This is a genomic window from Microtetraspora malaysiensis, from assembly GCF_001528665.1.
GTDB classification, from domain to species: Bacteria; Actinomycetota; Actinomycetes; order Streptosporangiales; family Streptosporangiaceae; genus Microtetraspora_A; species Microtetraspora_A malaysiensis.
The window spans coordinates 235,399-254,391 of sequence record NZ_BBYJ01000005.1 but is presented as its reverse complement, the minus strand read 5'-3'; the positions used below and the strand labels follow the sequence as shown (position 1 = coordinate 254,391).

Annotated in this window: 21 protein-coding genes; 9 read left to right on the top strand and 12 right to left on the bottom strand. The window is 73.6% G+C overall.

What is annotated here, in order from left to right:
• Positions 1-36 precede the first annotated feature (36 nt).
• Positions 37-669, bottom strand: coding sequence for a LysE family translocator (locus AWQ71_RS04000; RefSeq protein WP_245658099.1), 633 nt, complete (start codon positions 667-669; stop codon positions 37-39).
• Between the two features lie 116 nt (positions 670-785).
• On the opposite strand from AWQ71_RS04000, the gene AWQ71_RS03995 reads away from it, so the two are divergent.
• Positions 786-1,640, top strand: a complete 855-nt coding sequence (locus AWQ71_RS03995) for an alpha/beta fold hydrolase (RefSeq protein ID WP_067126804.1) — start codon at positions 786-788, stop codon at positions 1,638-1,640.
• Positions 1,641-1,657: 17 nt separating this feature from the next.
• On the opposite strand, the gene AWQ71_RS03990 is transcribed toward AWQ71_RS03995, so the two are convergent.
• A complete protein-coding gene (locus AWQ71_RS03990; protein ID WP_067126801.1) occupies positions 1,658-2,419 on the bottom strand; it encodes an alpha/beta fold hydrolase in 762 nt (253 codons plus the stop codon).
• Between the two features lie 101 nt (positions 2,420-2,520).
• Positions 2,521-3,486 carry a helix-turn-helix transcriptional regulator gene (locus AWQ71_RS03985; protein WP_067126798.1) on the bottom strand — a complete coding sequence of 322 codons (966 nt, stop codon included), beginning with the start codon at positions 3,484-3,486 and terminating at the stop codon, positions 2,521-2,523.
• A gap of 71 nt (positions 3,487-3,557) precedes the next feature.
• Here AWQ71_RS03985 and AWQ71_RS03980 point away from each other — a divergent pair, with 71 nt between their 5' ends.
• A complete protein-coding gene (locus AWQ71_RS03980; protein WP_067126795.1) occupies positions 3,558-4,322 on the top strand; it encodes a DeoR/GlpR family DNA-binding transcription regulator in 765 nt (254 codons plus the stop codon).
• A 40-nt stretch (positions 4,323-4,362) separates the two neighbouring features.
• Positions 4,363-5,583, top strand: coding sequence for an MFS transporter (locus AWQ71_RS03975; protein ID WP_067126792.1), 1,221 nt, complete (start codon positions 4,363-4,365; stop codon positions 5,581-5,583).
• Positions 5,584-5,601: 18 nt separating this feature from the next.
• Here the strand turns inward: AWQ71_RS03975 and AWQ71_RS03970 are convergent, their stop codons facing one another.
• The 6 genes from AWQ71_RS03970 to AWQ71_RS03945 form a co-directional block, all read right to left on the bottom strand.
• Positions 5,602-6,369, bottom strand: a complete 768-nt coding sequence (locus AWQ71_RS03970) for a sulfite exporter TauE/SafE family protein (protein WP_067126789.1) — start codon at positions 6,367-6,369, stop codon at positions 5,602-5,604.
• A gap of 78 nt (positions 6,370-6,447) precedes the next feature.
• The gene (locus AWQ71_RS03965; protein WP_067126786.1) at positions 6,448-7,059 is read right to left on the bottom strand and encodes a hypothetical protein; all 612 of its coding nucleotides are present in this window, start codon (positions 7,057-7,059) and stop codon (positions 6,448-6,450) included.
• The gene (locus AWQ71_RS03960; protein ID WP_067126783.1) at positions 7,050-8,528 is read right to left on the bottom strand and encodes a hypothetical protein; all 1,479 of its coding nucleotides are present in this window, start codon (positions 8,526-8,528) and stop codon (positions 7,050-7,052) included. Before AWQ71_RS03960 ends, AWQ71_RS03965 begins: the two co-directional genes overlap by 10 nt.
• Positions 8,525-9,400, bottom strand: coding sequence for an ABC transporter ATP-binding protein (locus AWQ71_RS03955; protein WP_067126780.1), 876 nt, complete (start codon positions 9,398-9,400; stop codon positions 8,525-8,527). Before AWQ71_RS03955 ends, AWQ71_RS03960 begins: the two co-directional genes overlap by 4 nt.
• Positions 9,397-10,227: a zf-HC2 domain-containing protein gene (locus tag AWQ71_RS03950; RefSeq protein ID WP_067126778.1), complete on the bottom strand. Its 831-nt coding sequence runs from the start codon at positions 10,225-10,227 to the stop codon at positions 9,397-9,399. Before AWQ71_RS03950 ends, AWQ71_RS03955 begins: the two co-directional genes overlap by 4 nt.
• Entirely contained in the window at positions 10,224-10,799 is a 576-nt protein-coding gene (locus AWQ71_RS03945) for an RNA polymerase sigma factor (RefSeq protein ID WP_067126775.1), read from the bottom strand. Before AWQ71_RS03945 ends, AWQ71_RS03950 begins: the two co-directional genes overlap by 4 nt.
• A 233-nt stretch (positions 10,800-11,032) precedes the next feature.
• On the opposite strand from AWQ71_RS03945, the gene AWQ71_RS03940 reads away from it, so the two are divergent.
• The 3 genes from AWQ71_RS03940 to AWQ71_RS03930 all read left to right on the top strand — a co-directional run bounded on the left by AWQ71_RS03940 (position 11,033) and on the right by AWQ71_RS03930 (position 14,246).
• The gene (locus AWQ71_RS03940) at positions 11,033-12,067 is read left to right on the top strand and encodes a pyridoxal-phosphate dependent enzyme (protein ID WP_245658098.1); all 1,035 of its coding nucleotides are present in this window, start codon (positions 11,033-11,035) and stop codon (positions 12,065-12,067) included.
• A gap of 74 nt (positions 12,068-12,141) precedes the next feature.
• Complete coding sequence (locus AWQ71_RS03935; RefSeq protein WP_067126768.1) at positions 12,142-12,957, top strand: hypothetical protein; 816 nt, start codon at positions 12,142-12,144, stop codon at positions 12,955-12,957.
• A 41-nt stretch (positions 12,958-12,998) separates the two neighbouring features.
• Entirely contained in the window at positions 12,999-14,246 is a 1,248-nt protein-coding gene (locus AWQ71_RS03930; protein WP_067126765.1) for a sensor histidine kinase, read from the top strand.
• Positions 14,247-14,282: 36 nt separating this feature from the next.
• Here the strand turns inward: AWQ71_RS03930 and AWQ71_RS03925 are convergent, their stop codons facing one another.
• Positions 14,283-14,597: a DMT family transporter gene (locus AWQ71_RS03925; RefSeq protein WP_067126762.1), complete on the bottom strand. Its 315-nt coding sequence runs from the start codon at positions 14,595-14,597 to the stop codon at positions 14,283-14,285.
• Positions 14,594-15,220, bottom strand: a complete 627-nt coding sequence (locus tag AWQ71_RS03920) for an FMN-dependent NADH-azoreductase (protein ID WP_067126758.1) — start codon at positions 15,218-15,220, stop codon at positions 14,594-14,596. Before AWQ71_RS03920 ends, AWQ71_RS03925 begins: the two co-directional genes overlap by 4 nt.
• Before the next feature lie 80 nt (positions 15,221-15,300).
• On the opposite strand from AWQ71_RS03920, the gene AWQ71_RS03915 reads away from it, so the two are divergent.
• Positions 15,301-15,861: a TetR/AcrR family transcriptional regulator gene (locus AWQ71_RS03915; protein WP_067126755.1), complete on the top strand. Its 561-nt coding sequence runs from the start codon at positions 15,301-15,303 to the stop codon at positions 15,859-15,861.
• A 114-nt stretch (positions 15,862-15,975) separates the two neighbouring features.
• Here the strand turns inward: AWQ71_RS03915 and AWQ71_RS03910 are convergent, their stop codons facing one another.
• Entirely contained in the window at positions 15,976-16,566 is a 591-nt protein-coding gene (locus AWQ71_RS03910; RefSeq protein ID WP_067126752.1) for a TetR/AcrR family transcriptional regulator, read from the bottom strand.
• Between the two features lie 50 nt (positions 16,567-16,616).
• Between AWQ71_RS03910 and AWQ71_RS03905 the strand changes: the two genes are divergently transcribed.
• Both AWQ71_RS03905 and AWQ71_RS03900 read left to right on the top strand, forming a co-directional pair.
• The gene (locus tag AWQ71_RS03905; protein ID WP_369407188.1) at positions 16,617-18,140 is read left to right on the top strand and encodes an ABC-F family ATP-binding cassette domain-containing protein; all 1,524 of its coding nucleotides are present in this window, start codon (positions 16,617-16,619) and stop codon (positions 18,138-18,140) included.
• The gene (locus AWQ71_RS03900) at positions 18,134-18,964 is read left to right on the top strand and encodes a Vgb family protein (RefSeq protein WP_067126746.1); all 831 of its coding nucleotides are present in this window, start codon (positions 18,134-18,136) and stop codon (positions 18,962-18,964) included. Before AWQ71_RS03905 ends, AWQ71_RS03900 begins: the two co-directional genes overlap by 7 nt.
• Positions 18,965-18,993 lie beyond the last annotated feature (29 nt).

The window sequence follows — 18,993 nt, the reverse complement described above, 5'->3', positions numbered from 1 at the left end:
GGCGCACGCCTGAGCGGCCGTCTCCGGCGGGGTCGGCTAGTGGCTGTCCGTGGCGAGGCGGACGGCCAGGGCGGCGAAGATCGTGCCGGAGACGCGGTGCAGCCACTTCTGCACGGCGGGATGCCTGCGCACGAAGTGGCCGAGGCGTCCCGCCAGGAGCCCGGCCGACGCGTCGACCATCAGGCCGACGACGATGAAAAGCGCCCCGAGCACGAAGAACTGCGCCATCACGTTGCCCCGGGCCGGGTCGACGAACTGCGGGAAGAACGCCAGGTAGAACGCGATCACCTTGGGATTGGCGAGATTGGTCAGCAACGCCCGCGCGTAGATGCGGCCCCACGATGTCCTGTGCGCGCTCTGCCCGAACGGTTCCGGCGTGCGCGCCGACCGGAACGATGCCACGGCGAGGTAGAGCAGGTAGGCGGCGCCGACCACCCGGACGATGTCGAAGACGACGGGGAAGGTCCGCATCAGCGCGCCGAAGCCCAGCGCGGCCGCCGTCGTGTGGACGACCAGGCCCGACGACATGCCGAGTGCCGCCAGCACCCCCGCGCGCGGCCCGGACGCCAGCCCGGTCGCGGCGATGAAGAGCATGTCGGGCCCCGGAACCAGGGAGATGACCAGCGCGGCCAGGCAGAACGTCATCGCGACGGCGGGATCGAGCAGCACGGGTGGAACCTACCGTAAGGGCCGAACCCGGCCGCTCACCGCGTGGCGATCGACAAAGGATCCGCCGCTCGCGAACACGCCGAGCCCAAATGGCGCGACGCTGTACTTTCCGCCGTATGACGATCCTTGACGAAATCGCGTACGACCAGGCCGGGCCGCGCGGGGCCGAAGCCGTGGTGCTGGTCCACGCGGCGGTGGCCGACCGCCGGATGTGGGAGCACCAGTTCCGCGCCCTGTCGGAGCGCTATCGGGTGATCCGCTACGACTGGCGCGGACACGGCGAGTCCGCGGACGCCCCCGGCGAAGTGTGCCATCACGAGGATCTCCTGGCCGTGATGGACGCGCTCGGGGTGGAACGGGCGGCGCTGGTCGGGTGCTCGATGGGAGGCGCGTACGCGGCCGAGGCCGCGCTCGTCGCGCCCGGCAGGGTGGCGGCGCTGGCGTTGATCTGTTCGGGGCTCGCGGGACACACCTGGCCGCCCGAGATGCTGGCGCAGGCCCGCGAACGGGTGCGCAGCTCGGTGCCAGAAGAGCGGCTGGCCCGCTACTTGCGGGGGAACGCCGAGGAGGTGGATCCCGCGGACGTGCTGGCCATGGCCGACGCCCACACACTCTGGCAGGTGGCGGGGCCGGACCGCGGCCGGGACGCGCTCTCCGACGAGGTGTGGGAGGCGGCGACGGAGATGTGCCGCCTGGTGTTCCAGAGGTCCTGGACCGGGCCCCGTGGCACCGAACGCCTGCTGTCCCCGCCCGCGGCCGGGCGACTGCACGAGATCGCGGCGCCCACGCTCGTGATCAACGGCCTGGCGGATGTGCCGGGGATCCAAGAGGTGTCGGACCTGCTGGCCAAGGGCATCCCCGGCGCCCGCGTCGTCGACCTGCCCGAGACGGGCCACCTGCCGCCGCTGGAGCGGCCCGAGGAGGTGACGGCGGCGTTGACGGCCTTCCTGCCGGACGCCTTCGCCGCCTGATCTCCTCTTCACCCCCGCTACGGCTGGTCTGGCTCCCGCAGGAAGTCCTGGATGATCCGGGTCGTCTCCGCCGGGCGCTCCAGGTTCGGCAGGTGTCCGGCCCACTCCAGCTCGACCAGGCGCGCGTGCGGCAGGGTCGCGGCGAGATGGCGGGCCGAGTGCCGGAAGTAGGGCAGGTCGCGGCCTCCGCCCACCACGAGGGCGGGGGCCCGTACGGCGGCCAGGTCGATCCGGCCGCGGATCCGCTCGGGCTCCGGGTCGGCCGCGAGCTGCACCTTGTACGCCTCGTGCTGCATCTCGGCGAGCCGGGCGCGGGTCGCGTCGTCGGCGTCGGGGCCGAGCCAGGTCCGCGCGTTGAGCTCCGCCGCGCCCACGAGGTCGCCGGCTTCGACCAGGCGCATCTCCTCGGCGCCGAACTCCTCGACGTCGGGCGTCGCGGGCAGGTCGCATTTGGCGTTGAGCAGCACCAGCCGGGAGACCAGGCCGGGACGCGCGGTGGCCAGTTCGAGCGCCACCTGACCGCCGTGCGAGGAGGCGACCACGGCGACCCGCTCAAGGCCGAGGTCGTCGAGCAGCCGGGCGACGTCCCCGTCGTCGGAATAGGGGTCGTCCGCGGCCCACGGGCTGCGGCCGTACCCCCGGAAGTCCAGCCGGATAACACGGAACGACGCGGTCAGCGCCTCCCACTGCGGGTCCCACATGCGGGCGTCCGCCGTGCTGGAGTGCAGCAGCAGCACCGGGTCACCCGCTCCCCCGGCCTCGTACCAAACACCGGTCAAAATCGCCTCACGGCTCCTCTGTCACGCGCCAAAAAGTCGCCCAATGGTGCCGGTGCGGCCCGCCGCCCCGCAAGCGTTTTTCGTCCCGATTTCAGGCGATGTCAGGCGCGGTACATCGCGGAGAGCTCGGCGACCGTCTCGGCCATCAGATCGCGCAGCTCGGCCGGTTCCAGCACCTCGACAGCGGCGCCGAGCCGCAGGAGCTGCCAGCGCGCGTGCCGCAGGGACTCGATCGGCAGCTTCACCCGCGTCCAGCCGTCGTCCCCGGTGACGCCGAGGCGCAGCGCCTCGCCGGCCACGTCCCCGAAGGTGTAGCAGAAGAGCCCGACGGCCTCGGGCGCCACCCGCACGACGGCGTCGGCGGTGTACATGCGGGCGGCGAACTCGACGGAGAACCGCCGCCAGAACGCGACCAGGTCGAAGTCGGCCGGCCGCTCGAACCACTCGTCCAGGACGTCCACGTCGATGATGCGGCTGACGCGGTAGGTGCGCACGCTGTCGCCGCAGGCGGCGGCCAGGTACCAGGAGCCGCCCTTCAGCACCAGGCCGTACGGGTGGACCAGCCGCTCCACCTCCTGCGGGCCCCAGCGCTGGTAGCGCAGCCGCAGCACCCGCTGGTCCCACACCGCCCGGGAGACCTCGGAGAGGAACGGGACGTCGTCACCGGCCCGATACCAGCCGGGCACGTCCAGGTGGAAGCGCTCGCGCATGCGGGCGGCCTGGGAGCGAGGGCCGGGAGGCAGCGCCGCGAGCAGCTTCAACTCGGCCGTCGCGGCCACCTCCGCCAGCCCGAGCTCGGCGGCCGGCCCGGGCAGCGCGGCGAGGAACAGCGACGAGGCCTCCTCGCTGCTCAGCCCGTTCACCTTGGTGCGGTATCCGTCCAGGAGCCGGTAGCCGCCCGCCGGACCGCGGTCGGCGTAGACCGGCACACCGGCCGCCGAGAGTGCCTCGACGTCGCGGTAGACGGTACGGACCGAGACTTCCAGCTCGGCGGACAGCTCGGGGGCGGTCATCCGGCCGCGGGTCTGCAGGAGGAGAAGGAGGGACAGCAACCTGCTGGCGCGCATGCGTCCATCCTGCCACCTTTACAGTGTAGATTTATTTGATCGGCGAACAGTCAACGTGTTCAAATGAACGCATGGAGAGTTCGGATCGGATCAGAGCGATCATGAACGCGCTGCGGGTCGCCGACAGCGTCTCGGTCGCGGAGCTGGCCGCCGCGCACGGCGTCTCGGAGATGACCATCCGCAGGGACCTGGACGAGCTGGCCCAGCAGGGCGTCGTCCGGCGGGTCCGCGGCGGCGCGCTCAGCCTGCTGCTGCGGGGCGAGGAGCCGCCCTTCGGCGTACGCGCGCGCGAGGCGGTCGAGGCCAAGCGGCGCATCGCCGCCGAGGTCGCCGCGCTCCTGTCCGACGGTGAGGCGGTGCTGCTCGACAGCGGCACGACCCTGCTGGAGGTGGCCAGGGCCGTACGCGACCGCCGCCTCACCGTGCTCCCGCTCGGCCTCCAGGCGGCGCAGGAGCTCGCCGCCGCCCCGCGGATCCGCCTCGTCCTCCCCGGCGGCGAGGTACGGCAGGGCGAGCTGAACTTCGTCGGCCCGCTCACCGAGGCGTCGATCAGGGCGCTGCGGTTCGACACCGCCGTGATCGGGTGCTGCGGGCTGTCCGCCGAGCACGGGCTGACCGCGCACGACCTGCCCGAAGTAGCGATCAAGCAGGCGGCCATCGCCTCGGCGCGCCGGGTCGTGGCGGCGTGCGACTCGGGCAAGTTCGGCCGTACCGCCTTCGGCGCCGTCTGTCCGCTGGACCGGCTCGACGTCGTCGTCACCGACGAGGGCGTCCCCCGCGAGCAGCACGACGCCCTCACCGCGGCCGGCGTCGTCGTCCGCGTCGCCGCCCCCTGAGGTCGTCCTCTCCCGCCCCCTCTCCCCCTCGGAGCGTCCCATGGTCTTTCCCGCCCTCGACCGGCCGGCCCTGCTGCGCGCGCGGCTCGCCGTGTACGGGTTCTTCCTGCTCGCCGGGCTCACCTTCGGCACCTGGACGGCCCGCATCCCCGCCGTCAAGGCGCACCTCGCCCTGTCCGACGGCGAACTGAGCCTCGGCCTCCTCGGCATCGCGGCCGGCGCGATCACCGGTATGCAGGTGGTCGGCCGGCTCATCGACCGGTTCGGCAGCCGCCGCGTCGCGATCCCGACCGCGGTCGTGCAGGGGGTCGTCCTCGTGCTGCCCGCCTACGTGCCGAACCTGCCCGCGCTCGCCGCCGCGCTGTTCGTCTTCGGCCTGACGCACGGCAGCCTCGACGTCGCCATGAACGCCAACGCCGTCGTCGTCGAGCGCGCGTACGGCAGGACGTTGATGGGGTCGTTCCACGCGGTGTACAGCATCGGCGGGTTCGTCGGCGCCGCGATCGGCGGGCTGTTCGCGCACGCGTCCGTCGACGCGGGCCCGACCTTCCTGTCCGCCGCGCTGCTGATCGTCGCGCTCGCGGCGGTGTCGTCCCGCTGGGCCATGCGCGACGCCGCCGAAGCCTCCGAGGGTCCGGCCGCGGCGACGGAGCCGGCCGCGGGGCTGCCGCGCGGGGTGCTGTTCCTCGGCGTGCTCGCGTTCTGCTGCCTGGTCGGCGAGGGCGCCGCGGGCGACTGGAGCTCGGTCTACCTGGTGGAATCCTTGGGCTCGGCCCCCGCGACGGGGGCCGTCGCCTACGCCGCGTTCGCCATCATGATGACCGCGGGGCGGTTCGCCGGGGACCGCCTGGCCGCGCTGCTCGGGCCGGTTCGGTTGGTGCGCTGCTGCGGGATCCTCGCGGCGGCCGGCCTCGCGCTCGCGGTGCTCGGCGGAACGCAGGTCACGGGCGTGCTCGGATTCGGGCTGTTCGGTGCGGGTTTGTCGTGCACCATCCCGCAGGTCTTCTCCGCCGCCGGGCACCGCGACCCGGCCCAGGCCGGCCGCGCGCTGGCCCGGGTGGCGAGCCTCGGATACGCCGGGCTCCTCGCCGGTCCGGTCCTGATCGGCGGCGCCTCCGAGCTGTCCACGCTGCGCCACGCCCTGCTCATCCCCGTGATCCTTTCGCTGTTCGTGGCGGTGACGGCGTCCGCGCTGCGCTCGCCTCGCGCCGCCCACATGTCCGGCGCCGCCGCCCCGGCCCTCGGCGACACGCCCTCCTGACGTGCCGCGGCGGCGCCCTCAGCGGGCGAAGAACTGCTCGTAGCCGAGCTTGAGGACCAGCGCGGCGACCACGCAGAGCAGGACGACCCGGACGAAGCCGGAGCCCCGGCGGAGCGCCATGCGCGCACCGAGCTGGGCTCCGGCGATGCTGCAGACGGCCATGCCGAGCCCGAGCCCCCAGAGCACGTGCCCCTGCCAGGCGAAGACGATCAGGGCGCCCAGGTTCGTACTGGTGTTGAGGATCTTCGCGGTCGCCGAGGCGTTCACGAAGTCCATCCCGAGCACCGAGGTGAACGCGATGAGCAGGAACGTGCCCGTCCCCGGGCCGAGGATCCCGTCGTAGAACGCGATCACGATGCCCGCGAGGGCGATGGCGGCGGCCAGCCGGGCCTGGGTGCGCAGGTGGGGCTGCGCAGCGAGGCCGAACGCCGGGCGGAGCGTCACGAAGGCCGCCACCCCGAGCAGCACCACGAGGACCAGCGGCTTGAGCACACCGGCTTCCAGCATCGCGGCCGAGGCCGCCCCGAGGCCCGCGAAGCCGATCGCCAGCACACCGGCCGGCACGGCCACCGCCCGGTCGAACTTGGTGTTCCGCGCGTACGCGACCGCGGCGGACGCGGTGCCGAAGATGGAGGCGGACTTGTTCGTCGCCATCGCCTGCACCGGGGACAACCCCGCCAGCAGGAGCGCCGGGAGCTGGAGCAGCCCTCCCCCGCCGACGACCGCGTCCACCCAGCCCGCGGCCAGCGCCGCCACGAGCAGGACGACGACCTCTCCCGCCGCCATGCGGCTCCCCTCCCCCTTGACGATCTCTTGACCGTCCGAGGCTACCGGCCCCCGTACCGGCCGGCCGGGGCCGGGCGGTCACTCGCGGTTGGCCCGGCCGAGCGCGAGCAGCACGGGCGGCAGCACGGCCGCCCATCCGTAGTGGACGATCTCCCAGTTCGCCTCCCCGGGATACAGCCACGGCCAGTACGGCCCGCGCAGCACCAGGGTCACCGAGAAGACCGTCAGCAGGGCGCCCGTTCCGGCGAGCGCGGCCGCCTTCCCCTGATGCGCCCGAGCGGCCACCGAGGCCGCCAGCAGCCCGAGCGCGACGCACACCGCGGCCTCCACCGCCATCCCGGCCACCCTGAGCGATCCGCCCTCGGCCAGCCGGGCCGAGGCGACCGCGCAGGCCGCGCCCCAGGACGCCCCCGCGGCCAGTCCCCCGTACGCGCAGCGCACCCACTGGCGCAGCGCCCGGGGCGCCGGGGTCGCGGCCGTGCTCGCGGTCATCTCGTCGATCACCGCGAACCCGGCGGCCGCGCCCAGCATCACCCCCGTCATCCTGAGCAGCGTGAAGGCGGTCCCGGAGCCCAGTGGGGAGCCGGCGTCGATCAGCGCGGCCATGAGCACGGCGGCCGCCCCGGTGGCCGCGAGGGGGATCCAGTCGATCGCCCGCGCGATCGGCCTGAGCAGGTGGATCAGGAGCACGGCTGCCCCACCGGCGGCTCGGCGGCGAACTCGGGCCGCAGGCCGAGCAGCGGCAGCGCCTGCTCGACCGTCGTGCCGGGTTTCACCAGGGTGTCCCAATGCGCCCAGATCCGCTGCTTGGCGTCGGGCGCGGCGAGCAGCCTGCGGGCGTATCCCAGCTCGGCCGTGCCGTACCGGATCACACCGAGCGGCGATTGTTCCTCGGCGAAGAGGGAGGAGCCGATCTGAACCTGCCGGTCCCGGGGCGGGGCCGGGGGGACGGCCTGGCCGAGCAGCCATAGCGCGACGACCGCCCGGCTCTGGCCCCGCGCGTCGCAACCCGCTCGCCCCTGCGGCAGCAGGCCGGTCACCGAGCGGACGATCCCCGAGGCGAGCACCGCGCGGTAGGCGTCCTCGGCGCCGGCCCGTCCCCACACCATGAACGTGAACCTCGCGACGGAGGGCTCCTCATCGCCGTCCACGTGCCACCAGCTGTCGGTGAGCTGCCCAACCGTCGGGAAACGCCCGCGTTCGGCCGGTGGCAGCGCCCGCATCACGGGGTCCACCGCCGACACCCATTCAGGGATCCAGGCCGCGTAGTCGCGGTAGGCGCAGTACGTGACGGGGCCGTGCTTCTCGCACCTGCGCGCGCCGGGGCCGAAGAAGCGCTCCCGCACCTGGGCGCCCATGAGAGCGAAGGACGCCTCCGGCCCCTTCTGCTGGGCGGTACTCATCTCTCCGCCGGGAGCCGCGGCGGTGGCGGCCGTCCCCGTGGTCACCGCGACCGCGGCGGCGGCGCCGGCCGCGGTCAGTCGCGGCCACGTCCTCCCGTGCCGGAGCAGGGCCAGGGCCGCGAAGAGCGCGACGGCGGCGACAAGATAGCCGACGTGCTCGGCGGAGGGCCGTGGCGGCCAGTCGGGCCGGTGGAAGAGCACGACCGGCAGGAACCAGTCTCCGTAACCGCTCTGCTGGCCGTTCAGCCAGGTGAGAGCGCCGATCAGGAACACGGTCAGGGAGACCGCGACCGGCCGGGGAGCCCACCGGCCGAGCAGCACGCCGAGCGCGGCGGCGAAGGGCACGGCCAGCACGCCGCCGATCGCCTCGAAGGGGTCGAACACCCCGGCCACCGGACCCATCGCCTGCCGCGCCAGCAGGTAGGCGGCCATGACCGCCGCGGCGAGTCCGGTTCCGACCGTCACCGCCGCCCCCAGCGCCGCCGCGGTCCGCCGCACCGCCCGGCCGGGCACGGCGGCGAGGGTCTCGCCCATGCCGCCGCGGACGTCCCGGGACGTCGCGAGGTGGGCCGACAGCATCATCGCGGCGGCCAGGAGCAGCAGCGCGCCCGACGTGCCGACCGGCTCGACGCTCATGTCGGGCAGCAGCTCCCAGGTCGCGGCCAGTCGCAGTCCCAGGCAGAGCGCGGCGGCGCCCCACGGGATCGGGCCGCGTGTCAGCCTGCGGACCTCGGCCAGGAACAACGCCCGGGTCACGAGGCCTCCCGCTCGCTCGAACCGCCCAGCAGCAGCAGATAGCCGTCCTCGATGCCGGGATCTGCCGGGTCGCCGGCCGGGGGGCGGGCTCCGAGCGTGCGGTACCGGCCGTCGGCCGTCCGCCAGAAGAGGCTCTCCTCGGTGGGCGGGCGGTCCGACAGCCAGACACGCCCGGCCGCGACGGCACCCAGGTCGCCCGGCGTCCCCTGGAACACCGCCGCGCCGTCCTTCATCACGATCACGCGCTCACACAGGGCGGCCACGTCCTCGGTCTGGTGGGTGGACAGCAGCACGGTACGGCTCTCGCCCAGCCGGGACGCCAGGGCGCGGAACCGCATCCGCTGCTCGGGGTCCAGCCCCACGGTGGGCTCGTCCAGGATGAGGAGTTCCGGATCGCCGAGCAGCGCCTGGGCCAGCGCGAGCCGCTGCCGCATGCCGCCGGAGAGCCTGCGTACCTTCGCCTGGGCCCGGTCGGCGAGATCGACCTCGCCGAGCACCCGGCGCACCTCGCGGTGGCGCGTGACGCGATCGGTCAGCTCCTTCAGGATCGCGACGTACTCCACCAGCTCGAAAACCGTGAAGTGCGGATAGAAACCGGGGTCCTGCGGGAGATAGCCGAGCCGCCGGCGCAGCGCGACGCGCTCCCCGGAGTCCGCCGGGTCCAGCCCGAGCGCCCGGACCTCGCCGCCGTCAGGGGCGAGCGTCGTCGCCAGACAGCGCAGCAGGGTGGTCTTGCCCGCGCCGTTGGGGCCCAGGAGGCCGGTCACCCCCCGGCCGAGCTCCAGCGTGACGCCGTCGAGCACCACCCTGCGGCCGTATCGCTTGGCCAGGTCTCGTACGGTCACGGCCACTGTGGCCGGGGGTGCGGTCATCGGGTTTCTCCGGGGTCCAGGCGGGCGCGCCGCAGGTAGACGAGTGCGAGGAGCGCCGGCACCGCCAGCGCGTACAGCGCCTGCGCGCCGGGTGAGAAGGCCAGCAGCAGGTCGCCGGCGAACAGGGGCCCCGCGGCCACCGCGCCGGACCAGGCGGCGGCGAGCGCGGCCACCGACACCGGCGGCGCGAACCGGGTCGAAAGGGCCAGCGCGGCCGCGGTCAGCGCCAGGGCGGGCAGCAGCCAGGCGGCGGCGAGCCCCGGAGGGCCGGGCAGCAGCGGCGTCGCCGCGCCGGTCAGCGCGACCGCGCAGCACAGCACCGCGAGCGCGCGCAGCAGCAGCGCCCGCCACCCCGCCAACGGGGTCGCGGCCTGCGACTCGTACGCCGGATCGACGTGCCGGCCGTACGCCGCCGCGATGCCGGCGAGCGGCAGGAGCGGCGCCGCCACCAGGAAGGGGATCAGGGCGTCCGCCGCGCCCGGCCCGTCCTGGGCCGAGAGCCGGGCCGCCGCCACGGCGAAGCCGAGCACGCCGGCCATCGCGACGAGCCAGCCCCGGGCGAGCGCCGGGGTCGCGGCGAGGAACACGGCCACATGCTCGGGGACCCCGAACCGGCACAGGAGGCGCGTGGCGAGGCGCGGCCGGGGCCGGTCGACCAGGTCCTCGATCCGTTCCCAGCTCGCCGTGAGCCATTCCTCCTCGTACGGCACCGCCGCCCGGCAGGCGGGGCAGCGCGCGAGGTGGCTCTCCACGGACATCGTGAGGACCGGGTCGAGACGCCCCCGCGCGTAGCGTTCGACGAGGTCGCGGGGCGGGTGCCAGGTCATGCGAGATACCCCCTGAGCCGGGCCTTGGCCCGCATGACGCGGGTCTTGACGGTGCCCTCGGGGATCCCGAGGAGGCGGGCGGCCTCCTTCACGGTGAGGCCGTCGAGAACGGTGGCCTGAATGGCGGCGCGCAACTCGGGCGAGAGCCGGGCGACGGCGGTGCCGAGGTCGCCGTGCTCGACGCCGACCAGGACGGCGTCCTCGGCGGACTCGGTGACCAGGCGCGCCTCGTCGTACGGGGTGGCGGGCGGAGCCGGGCCGGTCCTGCGCAACGTGGAGATCAGGCGGCGGATCGCGATCGGCCAGATCCACGCGGCCACCTCGCCCTCGCCCGCGCGGTAGCGGTGGGCGCCGCGCCAGACGGCGACGAAGGTGTCCTGGATCGCGTCGTCCACCGTGTCGGGGTCGGCGCAGCGGCGGGCGAGCCGTCCGCGGATCCAGGGGGCGTGCCGCTGGTGCAGCAGGCGCAGCGCCTCCGTCCTGCCGGCGGCCACGGCGGCAAGCAGCTCCGCGTCGTCGCCGGCGGGGCCGATCGGAGGAGGCTCTCTCCGCCGGGCGAGGAATCTGTACACACCTGATCTATCGCGACATCCGCCGCAGGCGGTTCCCTTGGGGCCGGAAAAGGCTAGAAGATCGGTTCTCTATGCCGCCCCGGAGCCGCCGGGCACAACCACAACGCAACGGCTTCCGGCCGGCGGCCACGGCCCGGGGCGGCGTCGAGCGGTTCCGACTTCAATCCGCACGGGCCTGCGCAGTGAGGCCGTCGAGATCGAGGGCGTACATCGGCCGGGGTTAGATTGCCCACGTGATCAACGCATGGGCGACGCAGGCGATCGAGAAGCTGGACGAGGAACGGCGCCGGACGGGGGTCACCCCGCTCCGCGAGCTCCCCCTTCCCGAGGAATGGGGGGTGCGGCTGCTGCTGAAGGACGAGTCGGCGCAACCGGAGGGCGGTCTCAAACTCCGGCTGGCGCGCGCCCTCTTCCGCGACGCGATCGCCGCGGGCCGGATCCGCGCGGACACCACCGTGGTCGAGGCCACCGGGGGCGCGATGGCGGCCGCCCAGGCGTACCTGGCCCGGCTGCTCGGCCTGCCGTACGTCGCCGTGATGCCGAAGAAGGCCTCCGGCGCGGACGTGGAGCGGCTGGGCGGCACATGCCGGTACGTCCATCCGCCGCTCGCGATCTACGACGAGGCGCGGGAGCTGGCCGAGCGGCTCGGGGGCCACTACGTGGACCACTACACGGCCGCCGCGAGCGTGGACTGGCACGGCGACAGCCTGGCCGAGGAGCTGTTCGGGCAGCTCGGAGCGTGCCCGCACTGGGTGGTGGTGGGTGCGGGGACCGGCGCCACGTCCGCCGCGCTCGGCCGCCACCTGCGGGGGCGCGGCCTGCCCGGACGGCTGGCCGTGGCCGATCCGGAGAACTCCGCCTACTTCCCGGGCTGGGCCTACGACGCGGCCGACTACTCCACGGGGATGCCGTCCCGGATCGAGGGGGTCGGCCGCCCCCGGGTGGAGCCAGCGTTCGCCGCGGACGTCGTCGATCTGGTCGTCCCGGTGCCCGACGCGGCGAGCGTGGCCGCCGCACGCCGCCTGCGCGCGGCGGCCGGCCTCGCGGTCGGCCCGGCCAGCGGGACGAACCTGTGGGGCGCGCTGGAGCTCGCCGCGCGCATGCGCGCCGAGGGCGTACGCGGCGACGTGGTCGCCGTGATCGGCGAGGCGCACCCGCGCCACCTGCGCGCCTGTCACGACGACGCCTGGGCGGAGGGCCGGGGGCTGGACTGGCGGCCGCACGCGGCGCGGCTCGCCGACGTGCTCGACGGGGGCGCGCCCTGGTGATCTCCCCCGTACGGGGGAGGCGGTTCACTCCGGCTCGGGAGGAGCGTGGCTCGCGACCACGGGAACGTGGGGACATGGTTTCCCTCACGTCGTCGTACCGTCCCGCCGTCGTGGCGGGCGGGTGGATCGCCGCCGCGCTGCTCATCGGCTACTCCGCCACCGGTGTCGCCTTCGACATCCTGCTGCTCATCATGCGAGGGGTCTCCCTTCTCACCGGTGACACGGGCCTGCTCAATATGGACATGGACTGGCTGCTCAGCGGCAGCCGGATCGTGTCCCTGGTCGCGGGCACGGCGGTCGCCGTCGCCACCCTGCGGTACCGGCGGCGGGCGATGGGCGCCTGCGCACGCTGCGGCCGCGCCGCCGAGGGCGGGAGCGGCCCGGACGGCCGGCACGGCCTGAGCGGATACACCCGCCACGCCGGGTACGCCTGCGCCCTGCTCGCCGCCGCGTACGGCGGCCTGAAGGCGCAGTGGGGGCTGGGCGGCACGTTCGGCCTGGACGACCCGCACGCTTTCGGCGACGACGTCCACCTGTGGAGCCCGGGCCTGGGGGACACCGCCGTGCTCGGGTTGATCGGCGTGGCGCTCGGGATCGGGTTCGCCCGCACCTGGACCCCCCGGTTCATCCCCCGCTGGATGCCGCTGACCGCCGCCTTCGTCGGGTCGGTGATGTCGATCTCCGTCGGGCTCCTCAGCATCGGCATGTCGGTCGCCGCCGGCCTCGGACTCCTCGAACTGCCGAACTCCGGCGACCTCGGCGGCATCTCGGCGTGGGTCTTCCAGGGGATCTATCCGCTTTTCCTCACCTGGGGGCTGACCATGGCGATCGCGGCCGTCGGGTACCACTACCGGACCCGGGGCCGCTGCGCCGCCTGCGGGCTCGGCTAAGTTTGCGGACCGACGACCAGGTGAACGGAAGGGGACCCGCGATGCGCGCCGTCGCCGCCGCGTTGCGCAGTGCGGTCACCTACCGCCGGTGGGCCTGCCTGGTCCTCGGCGGGGCGCTGCTGATGCCGTACATGATGGCGGGCGAGGTGGTGGCGGCGGTGTGGTACCGCTCACCGGCCGCGGGCGACCCGCTGCTGTCGGTCCAGCCGCTGATCTTCCTGGCCGTCCTTCCCGTCGTCGCCGTCTCCGGCCTGTTCCTGCCGGTACGCGTGTTCGAGATCGTGGCGGCCCGGGCGCTGCTCGGCGTCTCTCTGGAGGCTCCCCCTCCCTTCTCTCGGCGCACCTGGCTGGAGCGCCTGCGCACCGCCGCGTGGTTCACCACCCATCTCGCGATCGGCGGCGTGGCCAGCGGGCTGGCGCTCGCGCTCGTGCCGTTCGCGATCTGGGCGGCGTCGCTGCCGCTGGTGGACGGCCCCATACGCGTCGGTGACGTCGTCGGCGCACTCGTCGTCGAGACGGGCGCTGCGGCGTGGTGGGGTCCGCTGCTCTCCGTGCTGACGCTCGTGGTGCTGTTCGGGGCGCTCGTGGGGGCGGGGGCGCTGCTGGCCGAGCTGGCCCCGGCCCTGCTCGGCCCCTCGCCCGAGGACCGGCTGGCCGCGGCCGAGGCGCACGCGCGGGGGCTGGCCGCCCGCAACCGCCTGGCCCGCGAGCTGCACGACTCGGTCGGCCACGCCCTCAGCGTCGTCACCGTCCAGGCCGCCGCCGCGGGCCGCGTCCTGGACCGGGACCCGGAGACGGCGCGGGCGGCCCTGCGGGCGATCGAGGAGTCGGCCAGGTCCGCCCTCGCCGAACTGGACCACGTGATCGGGGTGCTGCGCGAGGGCGCGAGCCGCCGGGAGCCCGAGCCGACCCTGCGCGACCTGGACCGGCTCCTGGACTCCTCGGGCGCCCGGATCGTCCGCAGGATCGGGGATCTGTCCGGCGTTCCTCCGGTGGTGTCCCGGGAGGCGTACCGGATCGTCCAGGAGGCGCTCACCAATGCCCTCCGGTACGGCGCCGGCCCGGTGGATGTGGCGCTGGACGCCAGCGACGGGAGCCTTGAGCTGGACCTGCGGAACGCGACGGGCTCCCGGCGCCCGGGAGGCCGGCGCCGCACCGGGCGCGGCGTGGCGGGCATGCGGGAGCGGGCGGATCTACTGGGCGGGGAGTTCACGGCCGGCCCGGCCGAGGGAGGCTGGCGGGTCACGGCCCGCCTGCCGCTGGACCCCAAGGGCGGGACGGGGTCATGAGGGTGCGCGTCGTCATCGCCGACGACGAGGTCTGGCTCAGGCGGTGACCCGGGCCAGCACTATCCCGCCGACGATCAGGGCGAGCGCCGCCAGCCTGCCCACCGACACGGGGTCGTCGTTGACGACGATGCCCAAGGTGATCGCGCCGACGGCGCCGATGCCGGTGAAGACGGCGTACGCGGTGCCGACCGGCAGCACGTTCATGACCTGGGACAGCAGCCAGACGGCGACCGCCATCAGGACCAGGCAGATCAGCGTGGGCAGCGGCCGGGTGAAGTTGTGCGTCGGCTTGATGCTCTGTGACCACGCCACCTCGACGAGCCCGGCCAGCAGCAGGATCAGCCACTTCATCGAGCCGCCTCCTTGAGCGCCGCGGCCAGCGACTCCTCGTGCCGGTCACGCAGGTGCGCCAGCGCCGGGTCGAGGCGGGCGTTCACCAACTCCGCGTGGATGAACGTCACGTCCTCGACCCGGTAATGCCCCTTGAAGAAGTCACGCAGGTAGCGCTCCTGGTGGTCGTACGGTTCGCGAGGCGTGCCGGGGCCGTACGAGCCGCCTCGCGCGCTCGCCACCACGAACGAGCGCCCGTCGAGCGACATCTTGGGAAAGGTGATCTGGTCGAGCCAGGCCTTCAATGACGAGGGGATCGAGTAGTTGTACATCGGCGTGCCGATGAGGATCACCTCGGCCGCGACCACCTCCTCGAGCAACGGCTCCACGACGGCCCACGCCTGACGCTGGGCAGGGGTGCGGACCGCCTCCCGATAGCGCGAGATGTCGGTGATCTCGTGTTCCAGGATGTAGTCGCACAGCTCGGTCCACGCCTCGCCGATGTGCGGCACGGGTTGCGTGGCCAGGTCGCGGTAGACGTAGCCGGCCTGCGGGTGGGCGGCCCGCCAGGTCGCGGCGTAGACGCCCGACAGCTTCCGCGAGAACGACGCCCGGCGGGCGCTGGCGTCCAGGTGCAGCAGCATGATCTCTCCTCGTCACAGATATGTGGACACGGTGTCCGGATGAATATAACCGGACGGCGTGTCCAGATACAATCGGACGCATGGAGAGAGCCGACGCCGCGCGCAACCGCGCACGGATCCTCGAGGCGGCCGCACTGCTGTTCGCGGAGCGGCCACCGCAGGACGTGACGATGGACGACATCGCCAAGAAGGCCGGGGTGGGCCGGGGCACGCTCTACCGCCGCTACCCCGACCGGGCGTCGATCGCCGTGGCGCTGCTCGATGAGCACGAGCGGGACCTGCAAGAACGCCTGCTGCGCGGCGAGCCGCCCCTGGGCCCGGGAGCGCCGCCCGCCGAGCGGCTGGCCGCCTTCTACTCCGCCATGGTGCGCCTGCTGGAGGACCACTCCCACCTGGTGCTCGGCTCGGAGGTGGGCCGCTCCCGCTTCGAGACGGGCGCGTACGGCTTCTGGCGCGCCCACGTGCGCGCGCTCCTGACCGCCGCGGGCACGCCCGGCCCGGACGCGCTGGTCGACGCCCTGCTCGCCCCCCTGGCCCCCGAGGTGTACGGCTACCAGCGCACAGTGCTCGACCTCGCGCCGGAGCAGATCGCCGAGGCGCTGGCCAGGCTCACGAGAGCCCTCGGCCCAGGGTCCTCGTAGGCCCGACCCTGACGGGCGAGCGGGCCAGGCCGGTCACTTCGCCGGAAGGAACCTGCGGTCCTCGCCCCCTTCCGCTCCGCTCCCTCGATCCCAGTGAACGTTTGCGGCGGCGCACTAGGCGACGCGGATGACGCCCGCGCGGGCGGCGGCGGCAGCGGCGTCGGCCGCGCGTTCCGCGTCGCGTTCGGTGACCGGCTCGTGAGTGACGAACAGCCGATAGTAGATCGGGGCGACGGCCATTCTGATCACCTCGGCGCCGTCCGTGCCCGGCGGCAGTTCGCCCCGCTCGACGGCTCGCCGCACCACTACGGCCGCCTGCTCGTGGCGGGCCGTGAAGAAGTCGTGCAGGGACCGCGCGGCATCGCCGCTCTGTACGGCCGCCGCCACGAACGCGGTGGAGATCGGCCCGGCGACGGGGTCGGCGAACCCGCTCCGCACCAGCCGGACGATCTCCCTCAGATCATCTTGGAGGGAGCCGGTGTCCGGCATCGGCCACGGCTCCTCCCGCGCGAGCTCCAGCGCGTCCGCGATCAGACCCTCCACGCTTCCCCAGCGGCGGTACACGGTCGTCTTGTGGACACCTGAGCGGATCGCCACGCTTTCCACCGTCAGTCCGCTGTAGCCGTGTTCGCCCAGTTCGGCGAGGGTCGCCTGCCGTACGGCGTCGCGCACGCGAGCGCTGCGACCACCAGGACGTCGCTCCAAAATCTACTCCAGTTGCATTAAGACTCACGGTCATGTTAGCTTAACGCGACATAAGTTGCGATTGGAGTCCTTTCCTGACCACACAGCTCTCCCTCCGGGGAGTCTCGAAGTCGTACGGCGAGCGCCGAGTCCTCAACCAGATCACCTTCAGCGTCCGCCCCGGCGAGCGCGCGGGGATCGTGGGCGAGAACGGTTCCGGCAAGTCCACGCTGCTCCGGATGATCGCCGGGGTGGAGAGGCCGGACGACGGCGAGGTGACGGTGTCGGCGGCCGGCGGTGTCGGTTACCTGAGCCAGACCCTCGACCTGCCCGGCGACCACACCGTCCAGCAGGCGATCGACGCCGCCCTGGCCGAGCTGCGCGCGCTTGAGCGCGGCATTCAGGAGGCCGCCGAGGCGCAGGACATGGACAGGTACGGCGAGCTGCTCACCGCCTTCGAGGCCAGGGGCGGATACGAGGCCGACGCCCGCGTGGACAAGGCGATGCACGGGCTGGGCCTGGCTCAGATCGAGCGCTCGCGCGTGCTGTCGAGCCTGTCCGGCGGCGAGCAGGCGCGGCTGGGTCTGGCCTGCGTACTGGCGGCCTCGCCGGAGATCCTGCTGCTCGACGAGCCGACCAACCACCTCGACGAGGCGGCGATGACCTGGCTGGAGGATCGGCTGCGCGAGCACAAGGGCACGGTGGTGACGGTCTCGCATGACCGGATCTTCCTGGACCGGGTGGCGACGGCGATCCTCGAAGTCGAGGGCGGCACGATGACCAGGTTCGGCGGCGGCTACACCGGTTTCCTCGCCGAGAAGGCGGCGGCCAGGCTGCGCTGGGAGCAGGCCCACGCCGACTGGCAGGAGGAGATCCGGCAGGTCAAGGAGTTCGCCGCGACCACCGCGCACCGCGTCGCCGTCGGCCGGGCCATGAAGGACAACAACAAGATGGCCTATGACCGCAACGCCGGGCGGGTGCAGAGCTCGGTGGCCTCGCGGGTACGGCAGGCCCAGGAGCGCCTGCGCCGCCTGGAGGAGGACCCGGTCCCGCGCCCGCCCAGGCCGCTGCGCTTCCGCGGCGCGTTCGCGCCCGCCGGTGCGCGCACGGGCACGCTCGTGCGGCTCGACCGGCTGCGGATCGCGGCGGGCGACCGGCTGCTGATCCACGGACCCAACGGCGCGGGCAAGTCGACGCTGCTCGCAGCGATCGCGGCCGAGGCGGGCGAGCGAGCCGGATACCTCCCGCAGGAGGTGACGTTCGACCCGGACAAGACGGTCATCGAGACCTACGGCGGGGAGGCGGCGGCGCTGATGGCGACCGGCCTGTTCCCTCCGGAGGCGCTCGAACTCAAGGTCGGCGCGCTGTCGGTGGGCCAGCAGCGGCGGCTGGCGCTGGCCATGCTGCTGGCGGGCGAGCACGACCTGCTGCTGCTCGACGAACCCACCAACCACCTCTCGCTCACCCTGGTCGAGGAGCTCGAACAGGCGCTCGACGGCTACGGCGGCGCGCTCGTGGTGGTCACGCACGACCGGGCGCTGCGGCGCCGTTTCACCGGCACGGAGATCTCACTTTCAGGGGGCTACGTATGTTGATCAATGGTTCTCCTTACGGCGTCGTCACCGGTCCCGACGGGGCGCTGTGGTTCACGCTCGTCCATCAGGGGCAGATCGGGCGGGTCGTGCCGGGCGAGGACCCCACGATCTTCCCGCTCGATCCTGCCGACGGCCGGCCCACGGTGATCACCGTGGGGCATGACGGGTCGTTGTGGTACACCGAGTTCGCCGGTGGCCGGATCGGGCGGATCACCCTGGACGGCACGATCACCGCCTTCGAGGTGGCCTCGCCGTACGGCATCGCCGCCGGCCCCGACGGGGCCATGTGGTTCACACAGCTCCAGGGCGACCGGATCGGCCGCATCACCGCGACGGGCGAGGTCACCCTCCACCCGCTGCCCACCGAAGGCGCGATGCCGTCCGCGATCGTGGCGGGACCTGACGGCGCGCTCTGGTTCACCCTCAACCAGGGCAACGCGATCGGCCGCATCACCGTTGACGGCGCGGTGACACAGTACGCGCTGCCCACGCCGGGCGCGGCCCCGGTGGGCATCTGCGCCGGACCGGACGAGGCGCTGTGGTTCGTGGAGATCGGCGCGGGCCAGGTGGGCCGGATCGACACCTCCGGCGCGATCAGCGAGTTCCCGCTGCCTGATCGCGCCGCCAGGCCGCACGCCATCGTGACCGGCCAGGACGGCGCCCTCTGGTTCACCGAGTGGGGCATCGGCAAACTGGGCCGCATCACCACCGAGGGCAAGATCGACGAGTATCCACTGGAGGGCGCCGAACCCCACGGGCTCACGGTCGGCCCCGACGGCGCGATCTGGGTCGCGATGGAGTCCGGGGCTCTGCTGCGGAATTAGCCGGCCGACCTGGCCGCTGATGACCCCTG

What these genes read in the sequence shown, in the direction of transcription:
- AWQ71_RS03955 (WP_067126780.1), bottom strand. Translation starts at nt 9,400, where the DNA reads ATGACCGCACCCCCGGCCACAGTGGCCGTGACCGTACGAGACCTGGCC.
- AWQ71_RS03935 (WP_067126768.1), top strand. Translation starts at nt 12,142, where the DNA reads ATGGTTTCCCTCACGTCGTCGTACCGTCCCGCCGTCGTGGCGGGCGGG.
- AWQ71_RS03900 (WP_067126746.1), top strand. Translation starts at nt 18,134, where the DNA reads ATGTTGATCAATGGTTCTCCTTACGGCGTCGTCACCGGTCCCGACGGG.
- AWQ71_RS03995 (WP_067126804.1), top strand. Translation starts at nt 786, where the DNA reads ATGACGATCCTTGACGAAATCGCGTACGACCAGGCCGGGCCGCGCGGG.
- AWQ71_RS03925 (WP_067126762.1), bottom strand. Translation starts at nt 14,597, where the DNA reads ATGAAGTGGCTGATCCTGCTGCTGGCCGGGCTCGTCGAGGTGGCGTGG.
- AWQ71_RS03980 (WP_067126795.1), top strand. Translation starts at nt 3,558, where the DNA reads ATGGAGAGTTCGGATCGGATCAGAGCGATCATGAACGCGCTGCGGGTC.
- AWQ71_RS03915 (WP_067126755.1), top strand. Translation starts at nt 15,301, where the DNA reads ATGGAGAGAGCCGACGCCGCGCGCAACCGCGCACGGATCCTCGAGGCG.
- AWQ71_RS03930 (WP_067126765.1), top strand. Translation starts at nt 12,999, where the DNA reads ATGCGCGCCGTCGCCGCCGCGTTGCGCAGTGCGGTCACCTACCGCCGG.
- AWQ71_RS03920 (WP_067126758.1), bottom strand. Translation starts at nt 15,220, where the DNA reads ATGCTGCTGCACCTGGACGCCAGCGCCCGCCGGGCGTCGTTCTCGCGG.
- AWQ71_RS03970 (WP_067126789.1), bottom strand. Translation starts at nt 6,369, where the DNA reads ATGGCGGCGGGAGAGGTCGTCGTCCTGCTCGTGGCGGCGCTGGCCGCG.
- AWQ71_RS03985 (WP_067126798.1), bottom strand. Translation starts at nt 3,486, where the DNA reads ATGCGCGCCAGCAGGTTGCTGTCCCTCCTTCTCCTCCTGCAGACCCGC.
- AWQ71_RS03975 (WP_067126792.1), top strand. Translation starts at nt 4,363, where the DNA reads ATGGTCTTTCCCGCCCTCGACCGGCCGGCCCTGCTGCGCGCGCGGCTC.
- AWQ71_RS03950 (WP_067126778.1), bottom strand. Translation starts at nt 10,227, where the DNA reads ATGACCTGGCACCCGCCCCGCGACCTCGTCGAACGCTACGCGCGGGGG.